This window comes from Paenibacillus sp. GCM10027629 (assembly GCF_042676425.1).
GTDB classification, from domain to species: Bacteria; Bacillota; Bacilli; order Paenibacillales; family Paenibacillaceae; genus Paenibacillus_K; species Paenibacillus_K terrigena.
Genome location: NZ_JBHTGZ010000012.1, coordinates 8,561 through 31,769 on the forward strand (window position 1 = coordinate 8,561; position 23,209 = coordinate 31,769).

General features: G+C 39.8%; 25 protein-coding genes and 2 pseudogenes. 3 read left to right on the forward strand and 24 right to left on the reverse strand.

The genetic code is table 11. The features are described from left to right. Positions 1-147: 147 nt before the first annotated feature. Positions 148-555, reverse strand: coding sequence for a hypothetical protein (locus ACFQZR_RS20785; protein WP_018757704.1), 408 nt, complete (start codon positions 553-555; stop codon positions 148-150). Between the two features lie 331 nt (positions 556-886). Then, a pseudogene (locus tag ACFQZR_RS20790) lies at positions 887-1,093 on the reverse strand (IS4 family transposase); the annotation flags it as partial. 150 nt (positions 1,094-1,243) lie between these two features. Between ACFQZR_RS20790 and ACFQZR_RS20795 the strand changes: the two are divergent. From ACFQZR_RS20795 to ACFQZR_RS20805, 3 genes are all read left to right on the forward strand, one after another. Continuing rightward, entirely contained in the window at positions 1,244-1,576 is a 333-nt protein-coding gene (locus ACFQZR_RS20795) for an ArsR/SmtB family transcription factor (RefSeq protein WP_379349499.1), read from the forward strand. Between the two features lie 8 nt (positions 1,577-1,584). Beyond that, complete coding sequence (locus tag ACFQZR_RS20800; RefSeq protein WP_379349501.1) at positions 1,585-1,842, forward strand: hypothetical protein; 258 nt, start codon at positions 1,585-1,587, stop codon at positions 1,840-1,842. 61 nt (positions 1,843-1,903) lie between these two features. Beyond that, positions 1,904-2,365, forward strand: a complete 462-nt coding sequence (locus ACFQZR_RS20805) for a hypothetical protein (RefSeq protein ID WP_379349503.1) — start codon at positions 1,904-1,906, stop codon at positions 2,363-2,365. Positions 2,366-2,838: 473 nt separating this feature from the next. On the opposite strand, the gene ACFQZR_RS20810 is transcribed toward ACFQZR_RS20805, so the two are convergent. From ACFQZR_RS20810 to ACFQZR_RS20915, 22 genes and pseudogenes are all read right to left on the reverse strand, one after another. Beyond that, positions 2,839-4,010, reverse strand: a protein-coding gene (locus ACFQZR_RS20810) for an IS3 family transposase (RefSeq protein WP_379349505.1) whose coding sequence is annotated in 2 segments (ribosomal slippage) — positions 2,839-3,737 and positions 3,737-4,010 — 1,173 coding nt in all. Because the reading frame shifts where the segments join, the coding sequence is not laid out codon by codon here. Between the two features lie 109 nt (positions 4,011-4,119). Continuing rightward, positions 4,120-6,174, reverse strand: a complete 2,055-nt coding sequence (locus tag ACFQZR_RS20815; RefSeq protein ID WP_379349507.1) for a serine hydrolase domain-containing protein — start codon at positions 6,172-6,174, stop codon at positions 4,120-4,122. Positions 6,175-6,310: 136 nt separating this feature from the next. Next, positions 6,311-7,582, reverse strand: coding sequence for a GHKL domain-containing protein (locus ACFQZR_RS20820; protein ID WP_379349509.1), 1,272 nt, complete (start codon positions 7,580-7,582; stop codon positions 6,311-6,313). A 1-nt stretch (position 7,583) separates the two neighbouring features. Beyond that, positions 7,584-8,324, reverse strand: a complete 741-nt coding sequence (locus tag ACFQZR_RS20825) for a LytR/AlgR family response regulator transcription factor (protein WP_379349511.1) — start codon at positions 8,322-8,324, stop codon at positions 7,584-7,586. Between the two features lie 328 nt (positions 8,325-8,652). Further along, positions 8,653-9,318, reverse strand: coding sequence for a hypothetical protein (locus tag ACFQZR_RS20830; RefSeq protein ID WP_379349513.1), 666 nt, complete (start codon positions 9,316-9,318; stop codon positions 8,653-8,655). Between the two features lie 182 nt (positions 9,319-9,500). Next, entirely contained in the window at positions 9,501-9,755 is a 255-nt protein-coding gene (locus ACFQZR_RS20835; RefSeq protein ID WP_379349515.1) for a hypothetical protein, read from the reverse strand. 126 nt (positions 9,756-9,881) lie between these two features. After that, positions 9,882-10,277 carry a hypothetical protein gene (locus ACFQZR_RS20840; protein WP_379349517.1) on the reverse strand — a complete coding sequence of 132 codons (396 nt, stop codon included), beginning with the start codon at positions 10,275-10,277 and terminating at the stop codon, positions 9,882-9,884. 120 nt (positions 10,278-10,397) lie between these two features. Next, on the reverse strand, positions 10,398-11,870 hold the full coding sequence (locus ACFQZR_RS20845) for a chlorohydrolase family protein (RefSeq protein WP_379349519.1): 1,473 nt from the start codon (positions 11,868-11,870) through the stop codon (positions 10,398-10,400). Continuing rightward, positions 11,870-13,426, reverse strand: a complete 1,557-nt coding sequence (locus ACFQZR_RS20850; protein WP_379349521.1) for an amidohydrolase family protein — start codon at positions 13,424-13,426, stop codon at positions 11,870-11,872. Before ACFQZR_RS20850 ends, ACFQZR_RS20845 begins: the two co-directional genes overlap by 1 nt. A gap of 195 nt (positions 13,427-13,621) precedes the next feature. Beyond that, positions 13,622-14,011: a VOC family protein gene (locus ACFQZR_RS20855; RefSeq protein ID WP_379349523.1), complete on the reverse strand. Its 390-nt coding sequence runs from the start codon at positions 14,009-14,011 to the stop codon at positions 13,622-13,624. Positions 14,012-14,313: 302 nt separating this feature from the next. After that, on the reverse strand, positions 14,314-15,108 hold the full coding sequence (locus ACFQZR_RS20860; protein ID WP_379349525.1) for a Nif3-like dinuclear metal center hexameric protein: 795 nt from the start codon (positions 15,106-15,108) through the stop codon (positions 14,314-14,316). Positions 15,109-15,409: 301 nt separating this feature from the next. Beyond that, positions 15,410-15,565: a DUF2711 family protein gene (locus ACFQZR_RS20865; RefSeq protein WP_379349527.1), complete on the reverse strand. Its 156-nt coding sequence runs from the start codon at positions 15,563-15,565 to the stop codon at positions 15,410-15,412. A 414-nt stretch (positions 15,566-15,979) separates the two neighbouring features. After that, positions 15,980-16,468 carry a YiaA/YiaB family inner membrane protein gene (locus ACFQZR_RS20870; RefSeq protein WP_379349529.1) on the reverse strand — a complete coding sequence of 163 codons (489 nt, stop codon included), beginning with the start codon at positions 16,466-16,468 and terminating at the stop codon, positions 15,980-15,982. Between the two features lie 111 nt (positions 16,469-16,579). Continuing rightward, a pseudogene (locus ACFQZR_RS20875) lies at positions 16,580-16,735 on the reverse strand (helix-turn-helix transcriptional regulator); the annotation flags it as partial. A gap of 244 nt (positions 16,736-16,979) precedes the next feature. Next, positions 16,980-17,036 carry a hypothetical protein gene (locus tag ACFQZR_RS20880; RefSeq protein ID WP_379350920.1) on the reverse strand — a complete coding sequence of 19 codons (57 nt, stop codon included), beginning with the start codon at positions 17,034-17,036 and terminating at the stop codon, positions 16,980-16,982. 252 nt (positions 17,037-17,288) lie between these two features. Further along, positions 17,289-17,741, reverse strand: coding sequence for a copper amine oxidase N-terminal domain-containing protein (locus tag ACFQZR_RS20885; RefSeq protein ID WP_379349531.1), 453 nt, complete (start codon positions 17,739-17,741; stop codon positions 17,289-17,291). Between the two features lie 207 nt (positions 17,742-17,948). Next, positions 17,949-18,776, reverse strand: a complete 828-nt coding sequence (locus ACFQZR_RS20890; protein ID WP_379349533.1) for a copper amine oxidase N-terminal domain-containing protein — start codon at positions 18,774-18,776, stop codon at positions 17,949-17,951. 965 nt (positions 18,777-19,741) lie between these two features. Next, the gene (locus ACFQZR_RS20895; protein WP_379349535.1) at positions 19,742-20,746 is read right to left on the reverse strand and encodes a sigma-70 family RNA polymerase sigma factor; all 1,005 of its coding nucleotides are present in this window, start codon (positions 20,744-20,746) and stop codon (positions 19,742-19,744) included. Positions 20,747-20,959: 213 nt separating this feature from the next. Further along, positions 20,960-21,484: a hypothetical protein gene (locus ACFQZR_RS20900; RefSeq protein ID WP_379349537.1), complete on the reverse strand. Its 525-nt coding sequence runs from the start codon at positions 21,482-21,484 to the stop codon at positions 20,960-20,962. A gap of 153 nt (positions 21,485-21,637) precedes the next feature. Next, positions 21,638-22,006: a VOC family protein gene (locus tag ACFQZR_RS20905; RefSeq protein WP_379349539.1), complete on the reverse strand. Its 369-nt coding sequence runs from the start codon at positions 22,004-22,006 to the stop codon at positions 21,638-21,640. Between the two features lie 75 nt (positions 22,007-22,081). Next, positions 22,082-22,525 (reverse strand): VOC family protein, encoded by a 444-nt coding sequence (locus tag ACFQZR_RS20910; protein WP_379349541.1) that lies wholly within the window; start codon positions 22,523-22,525, stop codon positions 22,082-22,084. A gap of 171 nt (positions 22,526-22,696) precedes the next feature. Beyond that, positions 22,697-22,912 carry a hypothetical protein gene (locus ACFQZR_RS20915; protein ID WP_379349543.1) on the reverse strand — a complete coding sequence of 72 codons (216 nt, stop codon included), beginning with the start codon at positions 22,910-22,912 and terminating at the stop codon, positions 22,697-22,699. Positions 22,913-23,209 lie beyond the last annotated feature (297 nt).

Sequence of the window (23,209 nt, forward strand, 5' to 3'; positions counted from 1 at the left end):
GCAACGACGGCAGCCGATCGTTCTGGTCGGTTGCCGTCGTGTCATCATTGAGCTATAGTGTCCCGTTAGTTTAATCCCGAGGGACGGCGAATGCCCGGCACGAAGCGTGAACACAGTGTTATAGGATGTCGGCATCTTCTTGGAATACTAACGTATTCTTCTAATTACTCTTTCAACAATTAAAAATAACAATGACCCTACAATTCCAATTTCATAAAACATGATCATCTCTTTTTCAAAAAGTCTACTATAGCGTTCTCTTCTAGATATTGCATAGAAAATAATTGTTGATACTACTCCACTGAAAACATATAAGAAGGCCAATAATAGTGTTCTCTTGAACTTACTTATCATTTTTATCCTTGAGAAATACATATCAATTAAGATTGATACTGGAACTCCGATCACTGAATAGATAATCACAAAAATTACTGAACAAAATAGACTAATGGACCAAAAATCCTCATATCCAAAAAAGATAAGAGCGCAGCCAATGGCCATAATAATACTTGAAATTAAAGATGTTAATAGTTTCACTATCACTCTTTTCTTCATTGATGAACCTCACTATATTTTTTATAAAATAATATGCCGATTTCCTATAACGTCTTATTCACGAACTTCGTAAACAATTCCATATGTAGGGTATTCGCGAAACTTTTGAACTATCCTGCCGTTACTTCAATGAAGAAGGGAGCAGTTGCCACGGCGATCTGCTCCCTGTCTAATTCAACTATCGTGTCCCGTTAGCTTAACTCCGAAATTAGGGATTCCTTATTTACCACAGGATATACACGCCCAAAGCAACAATCACCAAAATGTAAGTGCAGAGCAGAACTTTATCACGAATACTCAATGGTTTTTTTTTGATTTTTTTCTTAAAAACTCAACTTTCGCAGCTTGAAACTGGCAGATAGGCCTTGATGTAGCTAGGCAAACCGGCAATCCACTGCTGGAGTTGACGTTGTATTAGCACGGAAATCGTTTTCCCCGCCTTCACTGCGATTTCGTTGATCAAATCAAGCAATTGTTGAAGGGCTACTGCCCAATCGATCGTGCCTACTTCGTCGCATAGCAAATAGAACAGTCCGCTCATCGCTGACCCCTGCATCGAAGAAACGGCTTTTAGCACTTCATGCTCCCTTACACACCCCCTTCTCTAGCATCGGCAAACATCGGCACATCGTTCGAGCATGAATAAATTCCGCTTGACATTGTTACACCTGTAAGATATTATTTACACATGAAAGATAACAACATTCAACTCAATGGTGATCAATTACTCGCAATGCTCTCAGCACTTGCTAATCCACACAGGCTGCGAATTATCGCTGCGTTGACATCCGGTGGACGTAACTATGTCAGTCAACTTGCACGCGAGATTGGCATCAGTCGCCCGTTGCTGCATCTACATCTGCAGAAACTTGAAGACGCCGGCCTAGTATCCAGTCAGATGGAACTGTCTGATGACGGCAAAGCACTCAACTATTTTGAAGTTACCAACTTTGTCTTCGAATTCTCTCCGACGACCATCGCTGAGGCTACAAAGTCACTGACAAAAAATCCTGAAAAGTAGAGGTCTCTATGTCCGAAAAAGTGTATTTTTTAACGATCATCCTTCCGCTCGCGACGCTTTTGATTATCTTCGGTATGAGATATTACTCAGCCATTCAACAGGCAAAGTTTCGCTTCGCCAGTGATGAAGCCTACCGACAGATCACGGAAAAAGCCGTTGCCGCCCAAACCCAAACAGCGAACGCGCTCGCATCACTCGATGCCACACTTGTGGATGTCAATCAACGCTTGACAGCGATCGAGAAAGTACTAAAGGAAGTCGAATAACCAATAGGTGGACTGGGCGAAAAGAAACCGATTGAAACAACCAATCAAAAGGAGATGTCAAATGAACGAAGTGTCGCTGTTTCGCCTATATTTACTCAGAGCCGTGTACCTTTTTCTTGCCGTAGGGGGCATTGTTTTCCAATGGCCGGGGGTTATCCATCATGTCATCTATCAGGAAAAGCCATGGGAGTTTTATGAAGGCGTGGTTTCATGCATGCTTGTAGCCTTTAGTCTGCTTATGCTCGTGGGAATACGCTATCCGCTCCAGATGTTGCCTGTGCTTTTGTGGGAAATGATTTGGAAATCGATATGGCTACTCATCGTTGCGCTCCCACTGTGGTTATCCGGTCAGATAGACGAGTCAACCATTGCGAATGTCATTGCATGTTCAGTGGGATTGGTTGTTCCAATCGCTATGCCTTGGTCCTATTTCTTTGCAAACTATATACGGAAAACAGGAGAACGGTGGCTAAACGCTTCAGTGCGAGGGACAGTCGGGGTTAATCAGGAGAGGGCCAATTAGTTCGGAATATAGGATTAACCAGTTTCTTTCTGGTTTGATCCTTTTTTATTTGGCTATGTTAAATCATATTGTTGATTTTTCGAATTAAGGAAAACCGCCTCAAAGGGCGGTTAATTGAAGTATCATATCCGTTATTTGCACATCGTCAGGAGCCCCCATCCCGATTAGTCCCATAGGGTCAAATTCATTAACAATTTCTCTGATAGCTAAGAAATCACTCATATACTCCTTGGACAACTTCTTTTTATTAATAACTACCAGCCCCCAAAGCAGATTTTATACTGACTTAATGGTACCACATATTGGAAGTATCCTGCCCGTTAGCGCAACGCGGCTGCCGATCCATGTCGGCGGCCATGATTGTTTATTAACAGATGTATTTTTTGAATCACGCCCTGCTTATATAACCTTAAATCAAAAAGCCCGCTAATTTGGTCTTACCCCCGTCAAGTAGACAGTGAAAAAAAGTCAGATTATGCAACGGCCGTTTCCCGGTACTCAACCGGGGGACGGTTATTTAGTTTTTTCTGAAATCTGTTGTGGTTGTAAAACTCTATGTATTCTTCAATCGCTGTGTAAAGCGAGTCAGCTGTTTTGGGGCGAGTAAGATAGATCTTTTCTGTCTTCAGATGTGAAAAGAAAGACTCTATACATGCGTTATCATGACAGTTTCCACGTCTAGAATGGCTTGCTATCATCCCATACTCCTCTAATCGCTTGTTATAGTGCTTTGTTGTGTATTGAAATCCTTGGTCTGAATGCAGCATAGTGCCGTGGAGATCTGTGGCACTGTGAAGCTTCTCAAGCGTCTGTATGACGAGCTTCAAGTCATTACGTATCGAAAGGTGCCATGCGACAACTTCGTTATTGTAGAGATCTTGAATCACCGACAGGTAATAGAACTGCTCTCCTGCACGAATATAGGTTATATCGGTAACCAGTTTATGAATGGGTCTTTCTGCCCGAAACTCCCTATCAAGACGATTAGGGTTTACAATGCACACTTCTTTACTAAAGAAGCGTCTTTTCTTCCGTATTACAGACTGGATCTCTAGACGCTTCATCAATCTATAGACGCGTTTATGGTTAATTTGTAGGCCTTCTCTTCGCAACGCTGTGGTCATTCTTATGTAGCCGTAGTAAGGATGGAGACGATGTATGGCCATGATATGATCCCTTACCGTCTGTTCTACTTGTCGTCTTGAGTTTCTTTGTGCGCAGGTCTTAAGCCATTTGTAATAGCCTGCACGAGAGACATGAGCAATTACAAGCAGCCAGCGTAAAGGGAACTGACGGCGCATCTCTTGTATGATTGAAAACCGTTCGCCTTTTCGCGTCACTCCTTGTGTAGATTTGGATACTGCTTTTTTAGATATTCATTCTCCGCCTTCACATAAGCCAGTTCTTCTTCCAGACTTGCAAACTTCGTTTTAGGCCGTCCTTTGTGGAAAGTGTTCTGTCTACGACCATCTTCTAACGAAACTCCTTTTTGAGACTTCTTAACCCAAACGAGCACCTGACATTTACTACGGATATTCAATTGCTTCGCTACTTCTCGAGAACTCACCCCTGACTCATAAAGTCGAATGGCTTCGTTTTTTAATTGTTCCGTGTATTGGATGAATACTTGTCCCTTTTTTGCCATGAAAAATCCCCTCCGGTTGCAGCTTTCAAGTCCATTGTACCAGTGGACTTTTCTTCACTGTCAACCATAAGGGGATAATATCAATTATGCGGACTTTTATGCTACAAATCTATTTATTCTTCATATTAATTTTAAATCGATCCCCCTTATTACCACCAAAAACGATCATCCCACCTTCAGGTAGTACTACCGAATGATTGTTCGTTACCTTTGAAAAGTTCACAACCATTCCATTCGCGTCATAAACGGCAAATCCCCCACTTACCGGAGTCTCAACGTTCATGACTCGATTGGCTGATTTTCCATCAATTTTATACCACACAGCTTGACCATTGGATGGTATGTTGCAGAATGAATCATTCCCATCATAAATGGGGTGAATCGCATCTTCTCTGATATAAGATTGTCCATCGATCACTAAATGCTCTGCATGGTTCACGTTATAGAAATTCAAATCAAAAGTATCTCTTCCCTTCATAATAGGAATACTCATTACGTTTATTGCTTTATTCTTATCAACAATTTTAGTACCGGATGCGTATCCATGGTTGATATCAACGGATATATTTTTGGCCACCAGTGCTTTAGTAAGATACATGCCTGAAGTTATCTTTTCATCCAAGGCGTAGTAACTTTTTCCATTTCTATCTTCCCATACCGTTTTAGTTGACTGATTTAGAGAATTAGAATCTAACTTTTGATATTCATACATCACCATAACCGTTTGACCTAGTCCTGGAATATTTATGTAAGCGTTAAGCTTTAAATAGGTTTTTCCATTCTTCGGTTGGTCAAAGCTTAGAGTTACATTCCCATCGTTGTTTTTGAATTGTCCATTGCCCGTATATACATATTTTTGAGGCGGCAGCAATCCATTTCCTAGAGCAGGTAGATCAATCTCTCCGTTCTTTATCTCCAGATTTACCGTTTTACCTACGGTACCGTATAGTCCAGTGTAAGCAATCAAATCCGATGGCATATCCACTTTCAATGGAGCTTCAAATGTTTTTTCAGGTAGGATCTCTTTAATGATGCCCTTGGCTCTTGCATATTCCAATAGAACATTAGAAGCAAGCATACTATTGTACAAAGAACTCCCGCCCGATGAAAGCACAGCTATAGAAATATCATGTTCGGGTAGGGTAGTCAAAGCCGCGTGATACATCAACGTATCTCCACCTTTATATAATGCGGTTATTCCGTAATCACTAAACGGCGCTAAACGTACGGCATCCCAACCAAGACCATAATTAACGGTGTTTGTCTCTTCAGAAACCCACACCCCTTTTCTATACTCATGACTTTGCATGGCCTTTGCTGACTTCTCGGATAAAATATCTGTTCGATTCCCGATTAATACTTCTGCGAACTTACTTAATTCCTCAGCTGTGGAGTAGATGCCCCCTGTCCCAAGGAGATTGGCATTCTCAACGGGTAAAGACTGGTCGATCCCAGGAAAATAAGTTTTTGTGAGCCTGTCTCTATCAAATGAATCACGTTGTGTTTTGGTTGAGGTTAATTGAAGAGGTTTGCTAATATAGGTTGCAAGAAATTCGCTATAACTTAAACCGCTCACTCGTTCAATCAAGAGTTCAAGCAGCTGAAAACCATTATTACAATATACCGAAAACTCGCCGGGGTTTGACTTTAAGTGTTCTGATTGTAATTTGATCAATAATTCATCATGATTTTTCGCATCATTATCATCAAACAATACACTATTCGCATAGTGACTACCGTAAATTCCTGAAGAATGATTCATCAACATGCGTGGCGTAATCTCTTTATATCGTTCATCTGCCATTTTAAAGTCCTTGATATACGTGGTTAGCGGTTTATCAATATCAATTTTTTTAGAATCAGCTAGTATCATCGTTGCAGCAGACACATACGTTTTACTTACCGAGCCAATTCCAAACATCGTGTCTTTGGTGATCGGACTTTTGGTCGCTTTATCGTATACACCAGCGCTATCGGATAGAACAATGGATCCATGATCCATAATTGCATATTGCAATCCACTTACACCATAATCAGACATGATCTTCGAAGCCAGCTCCTGTGCCTTTTCCTTTACAGTATCATGGTTCGTTAGAGCAAAAGCAGGGGTGACCGGTATTGCAATAAGTACAGCGGTCATGAATACAGAAACCATCTTCTTCATTAATAATTCCTCCTCGATTTCTTTCTAGATGTGACTTGCTGAATTCATCATACAAGGAAGAAGGCTGTTATATGAAAAATCACCCTGAAACGAAAAAAACAATCCCTAAACAACATGTTGTCTAAGGATTGTTCGTTTAAAATGGCAGTAGGACCATATTATGAAATACGTTATGTTTCGTTTCAATGGTCATATGACCACCGTACTTGTCGCAGATTCTAGCTATGTTTGTTAATCCAATTCCATGAAATTCCGGGTTTGGTTTGTGGCTGTATAAGTGGGCAACTTCATTCTCCATATGATTCAAGATGTGAATGAGAAGGGTAGACTCGGTAGAATGTATTTTGATAAGCATGTACCTATCTTCTGCGATTTTCAACTTTTTAGAAGCTTCTATTGCGTTATCTAGCATGTTTCCAATGACAACACATAAGTCATAACGGTCAATATGGACTTCGTGTGAACATAAGTTAAGCTTCGTATCTATTCTTATGCCATTGGCTTGTCCAATATTAAGCGTATTCGTGACAAGAGCATCGATAACCAGATTCCCCGTATTCACCCGGTGATAGGCTCCCTCGACTTTATTTAATGTCGTCTTAATATGTTCCATGGCTGCTGATAACTCATTTCGTTTAATACACTCTTCAATATACAGAAACTGTTGATTCGTATCGTGAATGATTCTTTTAATGGATTTGAAGCTGTGAACGACTTTTTCATAATTCGCATCCTGATAGTCCATCTGATGTTGCAACTGCGAATTCTCATGCATGAATTGAAATTTCTCAACGATATGATCAAAAATATAGACAATCATAACGTTTAAGAAAAGAAATCCAATAACGGAAATGAAAGAATAAACGTCCTTATAAGTTAGAATACTCAGCTGGTATATACTTACGATAGGAATAACCAAGAATAATACGTAGTAACGATTATCCAAAGATAAACTTCTGCGTTTTGCAACTAGTCGTATAATCTGAATGATCGCAAACATGATCACACAACCGAGTAAAATAGCTTTCGTGTTGGCTATTTGATCTTGTTCATTTACAGGATCAAAGCTAAAGTCAACTGAATCTATGGTATAAAAAAGATAAAGGGATATAAAATTAGTGAGAGATATTAATACAGCGTAAAGTATTGAAAAAGTGAATTTGGTTTTAAATTCTACTTTATAAGATAGCGAAAAACTAAATATCATTAGCAAGGTGAGAATCGAAGATAAAAAAGGAGTGACGGGAATAACGAGATATAGGTAATCGATCAACCCAAAGATTATGAAGTAAATGAATCGGTTTTGTTTTTTAGCTGATTTATCAAAAATCGAGTTGAAGAAAAAATTAACTTGAATACCCATCAGAAGTACAATGCTAAAGACAATAAGAAAATTATTTTGAATCATATCATTCGACCTTCATAATCATAAATTTGGTGTAAACATCTTTAACCTCTTTGATTTTAGAACGTCCTATGGGTAATTCCAACCCATTGGACATGAGAACAACTCCGCTAGCAAACTTCCTCACATGAAGCAAGTTAATAATGATGGAACGATGGATTTGCAAGAAGTTACAGTCTTTTAAGGCCACAGAATAATCTGAAATGGTGCCTTTGCTTTCATAGGTTTGGTTCGTGGTCGTAAAATGCAGTTTGCTTTTTATGGTTAAACTCTTGGCAGCTTCAATACTAATAAGTTCATCATATTTTAATACCACTTCTTCATAGCCTGACTTGATGACCATATATTTTTTATTAAGTGCTTGAAAGTATTGGTACAGCTTGATGATTTTCTCTTCCAAGATCGAAGGTGCAATGGGTTTTATCAAATATTGGAATGTCATGACGTCAAAACTTTCCATCATATATTGAGGGTAACTTGTCAGAAAAATAATTTGTTCATCCAGGTTATTTAACCCTCTTATTTTACGGGCTGTTTGAATCCCGTTTATCCCACACATTTCAATATCCAAAATTAAAATATGGAATGGAGTTTCATGGCGCTCATAATAGGATACCAATTGCTCTCCCGAGCCGAATAATTCGATTTCAAATTCTATATTTGTCTTTATCGACAAAGTAATCAGGATGCTATTAACAAGCTCTCTTTGTTTCTCCTCATCATCGCAAATAGCCACTCTATACATAAATGATACACCCCTCACTTCCATTACCTTTATTCTAGAACTCTAAGTAAGCATGATACAACTTTTTGACTCTGTATAGATAACTTTTGGATGAAATGCAAATTTGAATCCCTCAATCACTTCTCACGTGATGAATGCCTAGAGTCTTAACCTAATTTGTCTCAGAGTGGATCACCAAATAAAAGGCAGCCGATCTCAAGTAGTCAGCTACCTTCAAATGTCTTTTATTGAGCTATCGTTCCCAGTTAGCGTAATGATTTACTGTGATACGGTTCACCGCGCTGTCTGTAACGGCAATTATAAGGCCCTCCTTGCGGGATGGCCACCTTCATAGCGGTAATATCTTGCACATATGCTCATTCAAGTCGTTCGAATAGACCATCTTAACGGACGGTACTTTCATGCCCCATTTAGCCATAACATTTGTGGCATCTTTAATTATCGATGCTGCCATACTCTCGTCTACTATGTAGAGGAATCTTTCTTTATTTTGTTCCGTTATATTCACTCCACCCATTTTCTGTAGAATGCTTACCAGAGGGATCTGTTTTTTCAGTGATGCTGAAACACAGTTGAACTGAAACCAACCATAATTATTAAAACGGTACAACTCTTCCTTACCCCATTTTTCTTTTGCATAATCCAGATAAACTACATCTTTTGCTGCAGGCCGGGTGAATCTCGGCAGTGTATCCGATACAATTTCCTCTAACAATTTTAACTTTCCTTCCTCACCATAGTACCGCCAGTAGGCTACTGCAAAATCGTTTACCAACTGTTCTTCCTCCACAGGATTTGAAGATTCCTCTAAATTCGATGCAATCAAAGCATGTCCTAACTCATGAATCACATTGTACCAGTGGAAATAAATTTCATAGTATTCCTCAACCTTATCCATACCAAACAGATTCCCCACAAGCTCCTGCTGTTGCTTGCTTCCATTTTTATACACCCCGGTGGTGATTTCTACAAAATGAGTTGTCGTATCATACATACTTATATCCCTCCTTAAAAGCTATTTTATTTGAATTCGAAGCCCTCAACAATGCTTGATCTCACCAACAAACTTGCCCTAACTTGTGGTACGGTTCTCCGTCCATGATCTTGAACTATCCTGCCCGTTAGCTTAATAAAATGAGCAGACTGCGGTAGCTGTTCCCCGTTAGCGGAATAACTTCAACTAGATTTCTTAATTCCTTTACTTAATCCAATTATTAATAAAATTAGTCCAAGTATTAAGAAAATCCCTACGAATATATTATCAAAAACACCAGGCATAGTTGGTTCAGATGGATACGATCCAGACCCTTTAATTTTTACTGGAGCAGCATCCCCAATATATTCAAAAACAGCAATAAATCTTTCCACTGTGTATAAAATGCCGCTTAATGCAATTAGTCCCAGACCAGATATAAAACTGCTCTTCCACATTTGTTGTTTCACCTCGCTTGTAACTATAATCCTAGGAGACTGGAAGATCGTTTGCTCAGCAGCCTTGTTATTAAGCTCTCGTGTCCCGTAAGCTTAAAGAAATATTTTTCCATTACGACAAACTTTCTAGGTATTTTTTAATAATGATTTCCCAAAAAAATCCTTTACCTGACTCAAAAATGGGGTTTCCAACACGATCCCATTTGTGTCAACGATAACGTACATAGGAAACTCCTTAACTCCGATTGCTGCCCACTTAATATTACGTTCTTGTTCTTGATCCCAAAATTGAACTTTTATAATTGCTTTCGTAAATTCGGGATTGGAGTTATGGAAGATGTTCAATTCTGTTGTTTCACTATCAGGAAGATTGCTTTTGTAAAACAAATGAATTGCATATTTTTCTGTCTCTGCTGGCTTCAATTCTTTCATGACATCTTCTTTTGTTGGACCTCCACAACCCGATACCAAAGAACCAGTGATAATAATAAAAGTTAATAAAACAAGAATTTTAAGCTTCACAAGCCCGCCTTCCTTTCTATGGAATTATACGTTTCCAAATAAGTTATTGTTGCGCTAAACTGCCCGTTAGCGCAACGCGGCTGCCGATCCATGCCGGCAGCCGCGTTTTAGTTATTTTATTTAATCCATAAATTGATAAGACGGTGGAAAAAATGCTTCTTTCGGTCGATTGTATTGATCATACTCTTGATACAGATTCAGGAACTTCTCAAGCACGACCTGTGCTTTTTTCATCAGCAAATCTTCATCAATACCTAATAGCTTTTTATTTTTCATTAGCATTTTTCCATTAATAATGGTATGTGTTACATTGCTTCCTGTGCAGCTAACTATCATTGTACGAACAGGATCTTCATAGGGTCCTACCGCAATATCATTGAGGTCTATTGCAATAATATCTGCTTTAGCGCCTACAGCAAGCTTACCTATGTCCGTACGATCAAGTGCTTTTGCTCCGTTTACTGTTGCCGCGTCAAAAAAATCGGCTACAGTCATTCTTTTGTACTCAGGTTCATCTTGGAACGTATTCATTACACTGCCATCCTCTTGATAACGTCTGAATATTTGTCGGTTATGACACATGACGTCCAAGTCCCGAGCAAGCCGCATATTTCTTATCATATCAACAGGTTGAGCATCTGTTCCGATTGTTAGATTAATACCATAATGCTGATACTTGGCGAAGGAAAACAGAGCCGTCCCCCCTTGTATTTCGGCAAATGGGGTTGATATAACACTTATTCCATACCGCGCAAGCGTTTCCAACTCACGGTTAGTCGCAACAATACAATGAGGGATAAGCAGTTTTGGGGAAAGCAAACCGATACGCTCAAAATATTCAATAGTTGTATTACCACCTAAGGCTCTTATATGTTCCCATTCGCCCAAGCCTTCGCAGGCATGAAGACGCATAGGAGCATTTTTCTGTTCTGCATAACGGATTGCACGCACTAATAGATCTTCTTTGGTCCAGCGTATCTGGCAAGGGTTTATAAATCCGCGGATAAGACCGTTCCCTTTGCCGTCAAATTCCTCAAAGTGCCGAAGTGCGTCTGAGAAGCTTTGCTCACTTCGTTTATCGTCATAGCCTTCACCAATGCCAACATAAGAACGGAAGGACGGACCTACATAGAGTCTCATCCCCATTTCAAGGCCAACCTCTGACATGATTTCATGTTCACGGTAACTTTGGCTCCAGCCATGAAAAGTTTCGCCTTCAATTGGCATTGCCGTAGTGATTCCATTACGTATCAACTGTGCAATAGAATACGTTTGTCTTATTTTAAAATCCTCATCTGTATAAGGGTCAATCGTACGATATTTATTTCCCATGACAAACCTATTTTCAGGTGAACTAGGAAAGGCAACATCAATAAGTGCATGGTCTGTGTCGATATCTGCTTCCAAATCAATAAATCCGGGGCTGATTATGGATAAGCCTGTATCAATGATCTCATCTACATGACCTTCAAAGTCCTTTCCAACAAAAATAATGGTGTCATCCTTATAAACAACTTCACCATCACGGTAAAAAACATGCTTACTGCCATCATGTCCAATCACAAAATGCCCTTTTATTTTTGTCGTTTTCATTAATAATGTCCTCCATCCTGCCTCTGCCATTCGATATCAAATAATTCTTCCGTTTCCGTTTTTCTTGCCATACCCCAATATTGATTATGCAAATAGGCAAAGCCGTTTAGTTTTGCTCTTTCAATGGTTTCTTCCGCTTCCTTTTGTGCTTGTGTTAATACTGTTCTTTCATCCACTGTCAACACTTTGTAATCACGGACCACAAATTCCCCGTCAACTAAAACATTGTCAACATCACAGCCCTGAGCACTCATGACAAGAGAATGTAACGGATTGAAATTAGGAGTAAGACGAGGATTCATTAGGTTAACCGTAATAATATCCGCACATTTACCGACTTCTAGCGAGCCTATCATGTGGTCAAGGCCAACAACCTTAGCAGCATCAATCGTTACAAGCTCCAGCATCTTCTCATGCGGTAACAGATTTGAATCCTGTGCTATTTCTCTATAAGCTTGCTGAAATTGCCTCATGCAAGCAAACATATCCAACCCTGCTCCGGATTTGGGACCGTCTGTCGTAGCAGCAATACTGACCCCCATATCGAGCATTCTGTGTATCGGTGCATGCGAGCCGGGGGCTGCTGTGGCATGCGTTCCTGTATCGGCAAGAATCTTAACTTCCTCATCGGAGAGGTAAGAGCAATGTTGTAAATGCACATGAGGGCCTAACACTGCGTTGTCCAAGTCCTGCATAGCCAAATAAAGCATACCGCCAAAACAGTCGGAATGAATGCGGGTATTATATTCCTTGGCAATACGAAGCATCTCTCTTGCCTGAAGTTTATCGTGCTCTGTCAGCTTTGTCAGTTTTTCCTTCGGTGTTGCTCCGGAAGGATTTATGGAAGTAACCATCCCAAACGGAGTTACATAGGCATAAGTTTTGCCGCCATTGGTATTATTCAGAGTTTTTATTACCTTTTCAAGGCTTGAAACCGCCTGTTCGAAGGAGACTGAGTACAGGGTACGCTTTCCGCCTGACCAACGGCTGAAATTGTGAGGCCACGGCACGTGGGAAGGGCCGGAACACACAATATCTCGAATACCGACTTCAGCATAGGCTTTAGCATTGTTTATTGCGAATATCGGATCATCACAGCGCGGCTGTGAGCCCATGACGCAGACACCTGTTGTAACACCAGCCTTCACGCGTTCAAGAGCGGAAACACGACCTTCTATATACCAGAAATCGTCTGTAACATAATGTTTGTATGTATGTGTCATTGCCGGCATCCAATAACGAGTATCTTTGACAACAAACCGGAATGCAGTATGTCCTGCATGGCCGTGTGCATCAATGAACCCTGGCATTATGATATGGTTTGAGCAGACGATTACTTCTTTAGCTGAATATTTTACTTTTACTTCTTCAGAATCACCGACGTAGATAATTTTACCTTTATCAATCGCTACAGCACCTTTTTTGATCACATTACGTTTCTTATCCATTGTAATGACGAGCCCATCCAATAAAATGCAATCGATCATTTTTTTACGCTCCTTTGGTAAGTAAAATACACTGGTAAAAATCCAATCCCTATGCTCTTTGCCAATCAAGGCTCCTCTGAGTCGGACTCAATATTCTGACTCGAAAATACTCTGCAACTTTCACGATATCTTTCTATAAAAAAAGGACGTGAAAGTTTTCATTCTCATAAATTTCATCACATTTCTTTTATTTATATTTATTAAGCTAGTTTCCCGTTAGTTCAATACGGAATCCCTCGGGTGGACTAAGAAGCTTTATGGTTATTAGATGTTCTCTGTATCTTCATTTGATTTACTTCTGAAACATATGATGTTGCCGTCAGGGTCACGAAAAAGTACTGATCTTGCTCCCCAAGGATAGGTTGTAGGCTCAGTTACAAATTCAACATCGAATGCCTTTAGTCGTTCATACTCCACATCAATATCATCAACATTAAAACTCAGTGTAATATTACCTGATCCCCAATATCTTGAAAAATCAAATTTCATATCTGATTCTGCAGCTCGTTTCGAATATATCGCCAATCCAGCACCATTCGTTTGAACTATTGCATGGGTATGATCTCCTACGGCTTTTGCTTGCAAAATGACTTCATAAAATCTAGTCAAAGTTGTAACTTCCTCTGTAATTAGACATACATCAGAAAAATTCATAACTTTTATCTCCTTTGGAATAGTTTTATACCTCACAAAAAACCACTTGATATTGAAGAATTCACGAAGCAGATGAATATTCCTTTAGTAAGATTTAACTAAACTGCCCGTTAGTGAAACGCGGCTGCCGATATATGCCGGCAGCCGCGTTTTAGTTATTTATTCCCAATAGTTCAATAACTTAGCATCATAAAGCTCGTGAATCGAGTTATTACAGCGTTCGGAGTTCCCTACGGATCAATTCGTACACATCGTTCCTATCTGTGAATACGTCTGTCATCGCATATCGCCGCCCTCGATACTCAAATGCGCTTTACTGCGAGAGGGCTTGCGATAAAATCCACTTGAAGATCAGGGAGTGCTTCACGCACCATCTCCACGACTGTTAGCATCCCTGCCTCTTCGCTGTTCTGATGTCCCATAATAATCAGCGCCTTTGAAAGTCCCATATCCGTGGCATCTCTCACATATTCGTTCGTCTCCCATTCATTCGTCTCGCCAACGATTAGGAGATCGATATTACTGCTCTCCAAGTATTTGATATGCGAACGGCCGCCTGACGCACCAGGCATCAGTCCGAATCGTCTCACTGGCATTTCCGGATCTCCGACCACTAGCATGCTATCGACTTCGAGTTTATTTTTCAGATGGGTGACTATGGTGCGGACGGTATGCTGCTCATCTGTGGGGAACGTAAGTAGGTTCATCTTCTCTGCATTGGCGTAAGCTTCCCATTCAAGCATCTTTAACATGCCTACAAGAATGCCGTCTGGCTCGTATTTGTGGACATAATCGTGTAGTCGGAAGATCGATATCCCTGATTCCTCGATGAGCATTCGCTTCCTCTCATATACGTGGTCCCCTTCCAACCATTCAACTTCATCCATATGGTTGTAGTAAGTCGGCTCGTGCGTGATTAGCAGATCGACACCCGATTCAACCGCTTGCTTGATTACAGCATAAGTCGCCATGAATACAACTGCGACTTTCCGGACCTCTGCATCCAAGCGTCCGCTCTTCAGCGTATCGACGGTCAGCTCCAGATTACCAACCGGTTCGATGAGGCGATTCAGCACTGTCTGTACAGTAATGATCATGTATTAGACCTCCTTATAGATGGATTATGTTGTTTATGTACAGCTGTATGCACTAGTTGAAGCCAATCCAGCAAATAGACTGCCACGGTTTAAATGGGCTAGAATGATCGGTCTAACGATGTGTTTTTCTAATTTCTCTTACTTTCGTTTTTCGTCCATGTTATTTCGTCCTATCTGCCGAAAGACTTCGTTTATTTTCTTTAAATAATAATTCAAGGCAGCTGTCACGTTATCCTGCCCGTTGAGTAAAGGCCGCCGTTCCTTTCGGGAGTCTTTGACTGAACTATCGTGTTCCGTTAGCTTAATCGATTTTGCCGTAATACCAACTAATGAATGTTACTGGTTTGCAAATTACCGCTTCCCATTTCTTTTCCTGGATGATTTTTTCGATATTCTCTTCTCTGGCGAGGAATACGGTAATGAATGAGTCGTAAACACATAAAAATGCATAATCCATTTTTTTCGTCCGTGATAACTATCTCGACAGGTGCCAAGTCGGTTTAGCCGCAAGATAACGAGTTATACGACCTCGTACTACCAACCTACTGAAGAACCTCGTCAAGATGAACATAACGACAAAATGTATGATAAGTGGTGCTGTTATTCTCAGGAAGTCCAATACCGCCATGAAGGAATAAAATAGAACGTATTTAATTAACCCCTGCACCCAATCCTTATGCTCGGCGTATCACTCTAGAGGTGAAAAAAAGGCACCCTCTTATCAAAGGCGCCTTTACTCGTTTACTCTAAGCATGCACTTCAGAGTCGGTTTCCAAAACAGAAATCCGCTTATTTGGAGATGAGATTACCTGCTTTCCACTGCTTTTCGCCTAGATACCAAACGTTCATCGACGACAGAATTTGTCCATTTTCACGCATGAATGTCCCGTCTGTCATCTTGCTCGGCAAGTATCTCTTTATCTTCCGCGTTATCCCTCGTCACTTTCTGAACGCCAATTGCGCTATATGATATCAAAAGAATCACAGCTATGTAATACCCCTTTACATTTAATTCAAATGGAGCGTTGTAAAGGCCAATTAGGAACATCCCATACCCGATAATCAAACCCGCAAAAGACATGCCTGTAAAAGCTGCTGTATTCCTCATCCGGTGTTTCGAGTTTTCCAAACGAATTTCATTATCTTCTGTATTGTCTCGAACGACCTTCTGTACAACGACACAGCTTATCGTGATTAACACCATGCAAAGCAGATAATAACCTTTCACGTTCAATTCCCAATCTGCGTTGTACACTCCTAGACAGAATAGAAAGAGACCTGCAGCCAAAGCAAAATACGATACTGCCGTAAAGGCAAGCGTGTTCCGTTTGCGATATTTCTGATTCATCTGACGATTCACTCCCGACTATAGAATAGAATGGTGCTGCATTCTTCTCCACTATACATTGGAGATTCGGTATAATTCTACACTATATTAGTTTTTTTGGTAATATTTAAATCATAACTAGATGATATCCACGCCTAAGAAGAGTAGCAAATTAGTTATTTCGGCCAATTCTTCTGGATGATTAACATTGATAAAAGTCTTTAGAATGGCTGAGGTTTGGTAAGGATTCGTATAGGAAATTAAAAATTTTAAAGGGTGATATTTTTTGAACTGGGCAATAAACGGGTACCCATAGGCTGGACTGTGAGTGCATTTTTATTTGGATCAATCTGTTAAGATCGGTTGAAATATCCCTACCTAAAGCGGACATTCTCTCCAAGAGGGGAGCGTCCCAACAGAGTATTGCTTTGACCCTTAATGACGATCATTTCATCGCTCCCTTTGCCTGTTCACTATGATATGGTCTACGAAGATCACCAGACGAAGGTGTGTATAGGATTTAAATCGCTGTAGGAAGCTCTCCCTAGTCAGCCGCTATTCGGAATCCTAATTGATGTACTTCATTAACTTCTAATTCCAAATTACCTGAACGATACTGTTGATATTGCTTTAAACATGTCCGTAGTTGGTCTCATATGAAAGGTACCGAGAATTAATACTTTTGGCTTAACAGACTGAGTCATTGAACACACCTTCTTTGTAGTAAATTGGAATCTTTTATCAACCCTAATTTTACCATTAAACTATCCTGCCCGTTAGGTTAACAAAAATAAGCAGGCCTCGGTAGCCTACCTAGCAAGGGTATATTGAAGAAATCCTGGGCGGAAAATTTTTATTCAGCTTGTTTTGTCTCTTCTTGCTTTCTATTGATATGAGCCGTTTCCGTTTCTTGGTCCCAGCTTACAATGCAGCCAAACGTTTCAGCGACTAATCGAAGCGGAACATAGGTCATTTTGTTTTTAATAAACGGCGGATGCTTTGCTTTTATGGTATTGGAAACCGTATTCACTTTCACATTGCCAACCGTAAAGTAAGCTGTCTTCTCATTGCTTTCGTAGATAATGAGATTGTCTATTGTACCTGAAAAATAACCGAATCTAAGCTCGGGTGTCGTATTAAACGCATCAGAAGAAACGAAAACAACTCCCTTTACCATAAACGGTTTATATTGATCCGTAACGTCTATGCCACTTACCTCAACATGTACGCTTGTAGCAGCGTGAGATGTATTGGAAAAAACAAATATGAAAATCATACACACAAGAAATGCAAACTTCGTCTTCATCTCTTTTACTCCTTAAATTTTTTATTTTCTGATTTACAACCCAAAATTTAGCCTGATTTCTTACCGCTTCCATCACTTCGACTATTCGCTAGTAACTCTCCTTGTTTGGCATAATACTACCCTTTAGCTGAGGAAAGGCTGCCATATGGCAGCCTAAATACAATGAACTATCGTGTCCCGTTAGCGTAATAAGAAAAAAGTGTTACCTTATGGATTTGTATCACTGATCGTCGTCAGAAAACCGTTCTGTCCGGCAGTATCAATGAACTGATAAATCGATTGAACTGCTGAATAGGTAAACGAATACCATTGGTTTTCAGTCGCATCATATAGCATAACATCGGGATTGCCCTTGGACTGTGATAAAGTATAAAGATTAAATCGTTTAATGCTGTTCCCTTTTTGATCCAAGAAATCAAACTGTCCACTCATGTAATAGTCCCCCGGTGTAAGCTCTATAACGCTCGAAGTGTACCTAGCAGGGGCATTCACCTTACTTCCTTTGTTCTCAAAAATATGATAAATCGCTTCGTTATAGGAACTCACATTCATTTGTTTTACTATGCTGCCCATTGTATAGTAAACTTCGTGTTGCAATGCTTTCACTGTCACGCTGTCTAGTACAAATGGGGCAGGTTCAACAGATACTGTTGAATTTCTGAATTCGACGCTACAGTTAAACGTTTCTGCAATAAAGCGAAGCGGAACCATGATGCGATTATTCTTAATATAGGGTGTTGCATCGAGTAGCGCGGGTTTACCATTTTTCACCGCTGTATTGCTCTTCAATTTTAAGATGACCTGCATATCGTTTTTTACGAGCGTAACTTTCGAACCCGACCAGTTGACCTTGGCTCCCAAATTTTCACTGATAAAACGCAAAGGCACCATCGTACGATTGTGCTTAATTTCGGGCTTCACATCGGAGGCAATAGTAATACCCTCAACTTTTATTTGCATATTTGCCGCCGCGTAGGCAGGTGAAGAGATAGATAAAATTAATGCAGCGATAATTCCTGTGAGAACCTTTTTCATTATATTATATTCCTTTCTTAGCATATTTTGGAGAACTATACTATAGACGAGAATTATGAAGTAATGTTGCGCTAAACTGCCCGTTAGCGCAACGAAGGCAGCCGATCGTTCTGGCCGGCTGCCTTCGTGTCATCGTTGAACTATAGTGTCCCGTTAGCTCAATAATGTCTTTTGTATTTGTTGAGATACCAGGTTTCAATTACTTTATAAGTGTCCTCAATTTTTTTGTTAAAACTATCAATATACTCATTCTTAATGTCCCTTCCGTTATATCCGTACTCTTCATAACAATCAATCAATATATCTCTTACATTCTCTAATTTATGGTCATACAAACATCGAATTAGTTTTTGAGTCACATTATCATGTTCGTTTTCTGGAGCTCCTCCTTGGACTAAGCCGAGAGGGTCAAATTTATTAACGATTATTCTTAGTTCCAGAAAGTCTTTTGTATACTCTTCAGATATTTTCTTTTTTAGGTCTTTATCTATGTCCCCTCAACCTCCTAATGATTGGACTATCGTGTCCCGTTAGCGTAAATAAATATCGGTTAAAAATACCCGAAATGCCTCGGGCAGACCCTATCTTTATACTCAAATTAACAACTTGCGGCTCCACACAGATTGGCAAAAAGTTTCTGGATAAAGTACATTCCTATAATAAATGCTGAGGTTAGGATCAGTAGAAACACACTAATCAAGTATATAGAGGTTTTTATAGCCCTCTTTCTTTTAACATTTATTTCTTGAACTTCTATTATTTCTTCATTCTTATTTATGGTTTTTCATCTCCTGTCGTATTTCAGATAACGCCTTTTTTACGAACTACGCAATTTCCCCATATTTGAATTATTCGTGAAGTGATTAAGCAATCCTGCCCGTTAGCGCAACGCGGCTGCCGATCCATGCCGGCAGCCGTGTCTTAGGTATTTATTAAGCTATAGTGTCTCGTTAGCTTAAGATACATTAACCTCTTGCCTGCCAGATTGTTATACGATTTCCATCTGGGTCATATAACTCAAAGTGCCAACCACATTCACCTTCCTCGATAATGTCCTCTGTACGAACTCCCTTTTCGTTTAAATACTCGTGGTACCCGTTAATATCATCCGAAAAATAAGCAGTTCTTGGAAGTGCTTTACCGTCCACCATATTTTGAACCACGGGTGCATCCGTCTTGAGCAATTGAAGGTCAGGTTGCAATATCGCATGCGTGTCGAACACGAGGTCGGGTTTAAAACCGAGTACCTCTACGTACCAAGCAGCAGAACGCCTAACGTCTGTTACCGGAATGTACGTAAAGCAAATGCGAGCTACTTTACTAATAACTTTCTCTTTGAATGCCTCTCCTAATTTGTTTGCGGTGATTACGTCAACAGTCATATCAAACAACTCCTTTTTTAATTTTTCCCTGGTTCTTCTTAATCGACTTTCAACTGTATTTTTAGATACATTCAAAAAGCTCGCGATTTCCCTCGTATCAAATCCGCTCATGTAAAACAAGACGATGACATTGCGCTCTTTATCCGTTAATTCACTAATTGCTGCCCATAACAATGTCTGCCGCTCATTTCGCAGAGCAATTTCCTCCGTAGACTCAGCCTGATACACATTTTCTAAATCATCTAATGTTTTTAGAGGATATTTGTTTTCTTTTCGGAGAAAGTCAATGGATATGCGTTTAGCCGTCGTATAGAGCCAGCTCCCGAATTTCTCAACCTCCCTTATTCGTTCGAGATTGTGCCATGCTCGAATAAAAGTTTCTTGAGCGATATCCTCAGAACGATGGAAATCCCTTACTATTTGAAAAGCAGTAGCATATACAGCATTGGAATACTTATTCACGAGGTGACTAAAAGCTTCTGTATCACCATTGACGGCCTTTGTGAATACGACAGTATCTGATTCGGTAACATACCGCATAGCATCATCTCCTTTATACAGACGAACAATCACATGATTAGCGTGCATCCTTAATGTTTTTCCCGAAATCAGAAACCTATTTGGTAAAATTATTCAATACCAACACCACGTTATCCTGCCTATTAGAAGAGCAAAGGCAGCTGATCTAAGCGATCGCTGCCTTTACTGATGTATATATTGCACTATCGTGTCCCGTTAGTTCAACGAAAAATAAAGGGGCTGCTATTTGGCGAGCTCACCCTGTTGTTACTTATAAAATCCTTACTTCACAGTTACTTCAAGGGACTCGATTGTTGTAAAAATTCGTGTGTAGACATCCTCAATATTGTGTTCATTTGCTTTATCGTTGTATAATCCATAGCCCCAATATTGATGTTCTTTATTAGATTGAAAGTAGCCTGTGGCATACATACCCGAGTTAAGATCAGGAACATCATCGTAAGATAACTCTTCGTATATAAACGGGATATACGATTTCTTAGACTCCATAAAGAAAAAAGGAATACCTTCATTTATATATTTTTTTGCGTATTTTTGATTTGCAGCTTCAGCTAGATGTTCCTTCATAATGAAAATGGCATCAAAGTCAGGCGAAAGATTCTGATCCTCTAACTGGCTAAAAGTTATTTTTTTGAAGTTCACATTTTTTTCTCTTATGTTCGGAGCATCTCCTATAACGCCAATAACTAAGCTTTTGCCTTCGTAGAGAGGCGAATCGATTGTATCGGAGTTACAACCCGCTAATACAAAACAAATAACAAGAAGGATCATTGAGATTTTATTCATTTTGCGACTCCTTTTAACACTATATTACCACAATGTGGAATCTAAGTATGTTCCACGCTAATCTGCCCGTTAGCGCAACGCGGCTGCCGATCCATGCCGGCAGCCGCGTTTTAGTTATTTATTAAGCTATAGTGTCCCGTTAGCTTAGCACTGTTACATTTGGATTGCCATCAATCGGTTTCCATCAGGATCTTCAAAAATTACGATGTTGTTTTCTAACACCTCGTTATGTATGACAATCCCGGATTCCTTCAGAAACTGGAGCGTTTGCCGAATATCGTTTGTTTTAAAAAATATCGTAGGTTGGGGTCCTAGCGACGCTCCATGGTTTGAATCCAGCAAGATCTCAGTTCCCTCGAGATGCAGCGAATAAACCGTTGACAGATGCCCTTCTAAGTAATCATCGTTGTATGGCAGATCAAATACTCGGCTATACCATTCAACTGCTCGTTTCATGTCTGAAACGTGGATAAAGATCGAGCCTACTCGTTTTTCAAGCCCGCTTCCCGCCGTTGTTTTCATTTACACTCCTCCCAGTTATTTTTAACCTATTTCACCAACCGACTACCTGTCTACAATGATTGATGCACTTTGGGACTATTCTTGTGGTTCTACCCATTGAGGGTCAGTTTCATGCTTGTAATCTCCATTCCATACGTCGAACTTATTTCCATCGGGGTCATAAAATCTAAAGTTGGTACCGCAAAGTCCTCGATCTTCGATTTCTTCAATTTCAACTCCATTAGCTTTCAGCTGGGCATGGAACTCATGAAGTTGTTCAATGCTTCTCATTTGGAAGGTTATTACAAACATTTCATAATCGTCTTTTGTCATAAAATTATAATGAGGTCTTGCGTGGTCTTTCGTTTCACAAAGAAATAGCGTTGGACCTGAATCTAAATAGAAACAATGCCCACCCCATTTTAATCCGAGAACATTTTCATACCATTTTTTTGATTTCCAAAAATCTGATACAGGTATATAAACCGTTGCAATACTTGCTATGCCTACTTGAACATTTACTTCAGTATTCGCAGACATTTGCATCCTCCCCAATGGAATATGGTATATTTTCCCTAAAAACATACCATTTGGTTGTAATCTTGTAAACGGATTCTTTTTTGTCCTGCCCATTCATGAAAAAAGGCTGCCGTATGGCAACCTTAAAGCATTGAACTATCGTGTCCCGTTAGAGCGGAATTAATAAGTGAACTAAATGTTAATTTCGTCCTTATCTTTATAACGCTCTAATAAATCTTTTACTGAGATTCCATCGATACTTAACCCCTCAATATTACAATTTCTAAGTTCGACGTTTGAAAGATTGCATGAGTCAAATATAGCGGTGCTTGAATCACTGCTTTTGAATACAACTGGCTCAATATTAACCCAACCGTCGGTTCCAGGTTCTTCGGATTGATAGATCAACGCCGGTCTCCTTCTTTTGGATATTAATAACATTAAAGTTAATACTACTATATTAAATACGATAAAACTATCCATCCAGAAGTATCAAAGATTAAGTAGAAATGTTTAAGACTTACTAAAAGCAATATTGCATCTACTAACTCGAAGTCCTTATACTTCGCGGCTTTTACTAACCACGCATTACAGCGAATAGCCATAATAACTTTCCTCCATTATACAACCGTTATTGGAAAATTGAGTCATCAATCCTTGAAGTCTTTTTATTATGCATAACTGCCCGTTAGCGCAACGCGGCTG

Coding starts and splice junctions, on each gene's coding strand:
- ACFQZR_RS20910 (WP_379349541.1), bottom strand. CDS start 22,525: ATGTCTGCGAATACTGAAGTAAATGTTCAAGTAGGCATAGCAAGTATT.
- ACFQZR_RS20820 (WP_379349509.1), bottom strand. CDS start 7,582: ATGATTCAAAATAATTTTCTTATTGTCTTTAGCATTGTACTTCTGATG.
- ACFQZR_RS20830 (WP_379349513.1), bottom strand. CDS start 9,318: ATGTATGATACGACAACTCATTTTGTAGAAATCACCACCGGGGTGTAT.
- ACFQZR_RS20845 (WP_379349519.1), bottom strand. CDS start 11,870: ATGAAAACGACAAAAATAAAAGGGCATTTTGTGATTGGACATGATGGC.
- ACFQZR_RS20835 (WP_379349515.1), bottom strand. CDS start 9,755: ATGTGGAAGAGCAGTTTTATATCTGGTCTGGGACTAATTGCATTAAGC.
- ACFQZR_RS20785 (WP_018757704.1), bottom strand. CDS start 555: ATGAAGAAAAGAGTGATAGTGAAACTATTAACATCTTTAATTTCAAGT.
- ACFQZR_RS20795 (WP_379349499.1), top strand. CDS start 1,244: ATGAAAGATAACAACATTCAACTCAATGGTGATCAATTACTCGCAATG.
- ACFQZR_RS20855 (WP_379349523.1), bottom strand. CDS start 14,011: ATGAATTTTTCTGATGTATGTCTAATTACAGAGGAAGTTACAACTTTG.
- ACFQZR_RS20885 (WP_379349531.1), bottom strand. CDS start 17,741: ATGAAGACGAAGTTTGCATTTCTTGTGTGTATGATTTTCATATTTGTT.
- ACFQZR_RS20905 (WP_379349539.1), bottom strand. CDS start 22,006: ATGAAAACAACGGCGGGAAGCGGGCTTGAAAAACGAGTAGGCTCGATC.
- ACFQZR_RS20860 (WP_379349525.1), bottom strand. CDS start 15,108: ATGATCATTACTGTACAGACAGTGCTGAATCGCCTCATCGAACCGGTT.
- ACFQZR_RS20900 (WP_379349537.1), bottom strand. CDS start 21,484: ATGAATAAAATCTCAATGATCCTTCTTGTTATTTGTTTTGTATTAGCG.
- ACFQZR_RS20800 (WP_379349501.1), top strand. CDS start 1,585: ATGTCCGAAAAAGTGTATTTTTTAACGATCATCCTTCCGCTCGCGACG.
- ACFQZR_RS20825 (WP_379349511.1), bottom strand. CDS start 8,324: ATGTATAGAGTGGCTATTTGCGATGATGAGGAGAAACAAAGAGAGCTT.
- ACFQZR_RS20865 (WP_379349527.1), bottom strand. CDS start 15,565: ATGGATTATGCATTTTTATGTGTTTACGACTCATTCATTACCGTATTC.
- ACFQZR_RS20895 (WP_379349535.1), bottom strand. CDS start 20,746: ATGCACGCTAATCATGTGATTGTTCGTCTGTATAAAGGAGATGATGCT.
- ACFQZR_RS20815 (WP_379349507.1), bottom strand. CDS start 6,174: ATGAAGAAGATGGTTTCTGTATTCATGACCGCTGTACTTATTGCAATA.
- ACFQZR_RS20805 (WP_379349503.1), top strand. CDS start 1,904: ATGAACGAAGTGTCGCTGTTTCGCCTATATTTACTCAGAGCCGTGTAC.
- ACFQZR_RS20890 (WP_379349533.1), bottom strand. CDS start 18,776: ATGAAAAAGGTTCTCACAGGAATTATCGCTGCATTAATTTTATCTATC.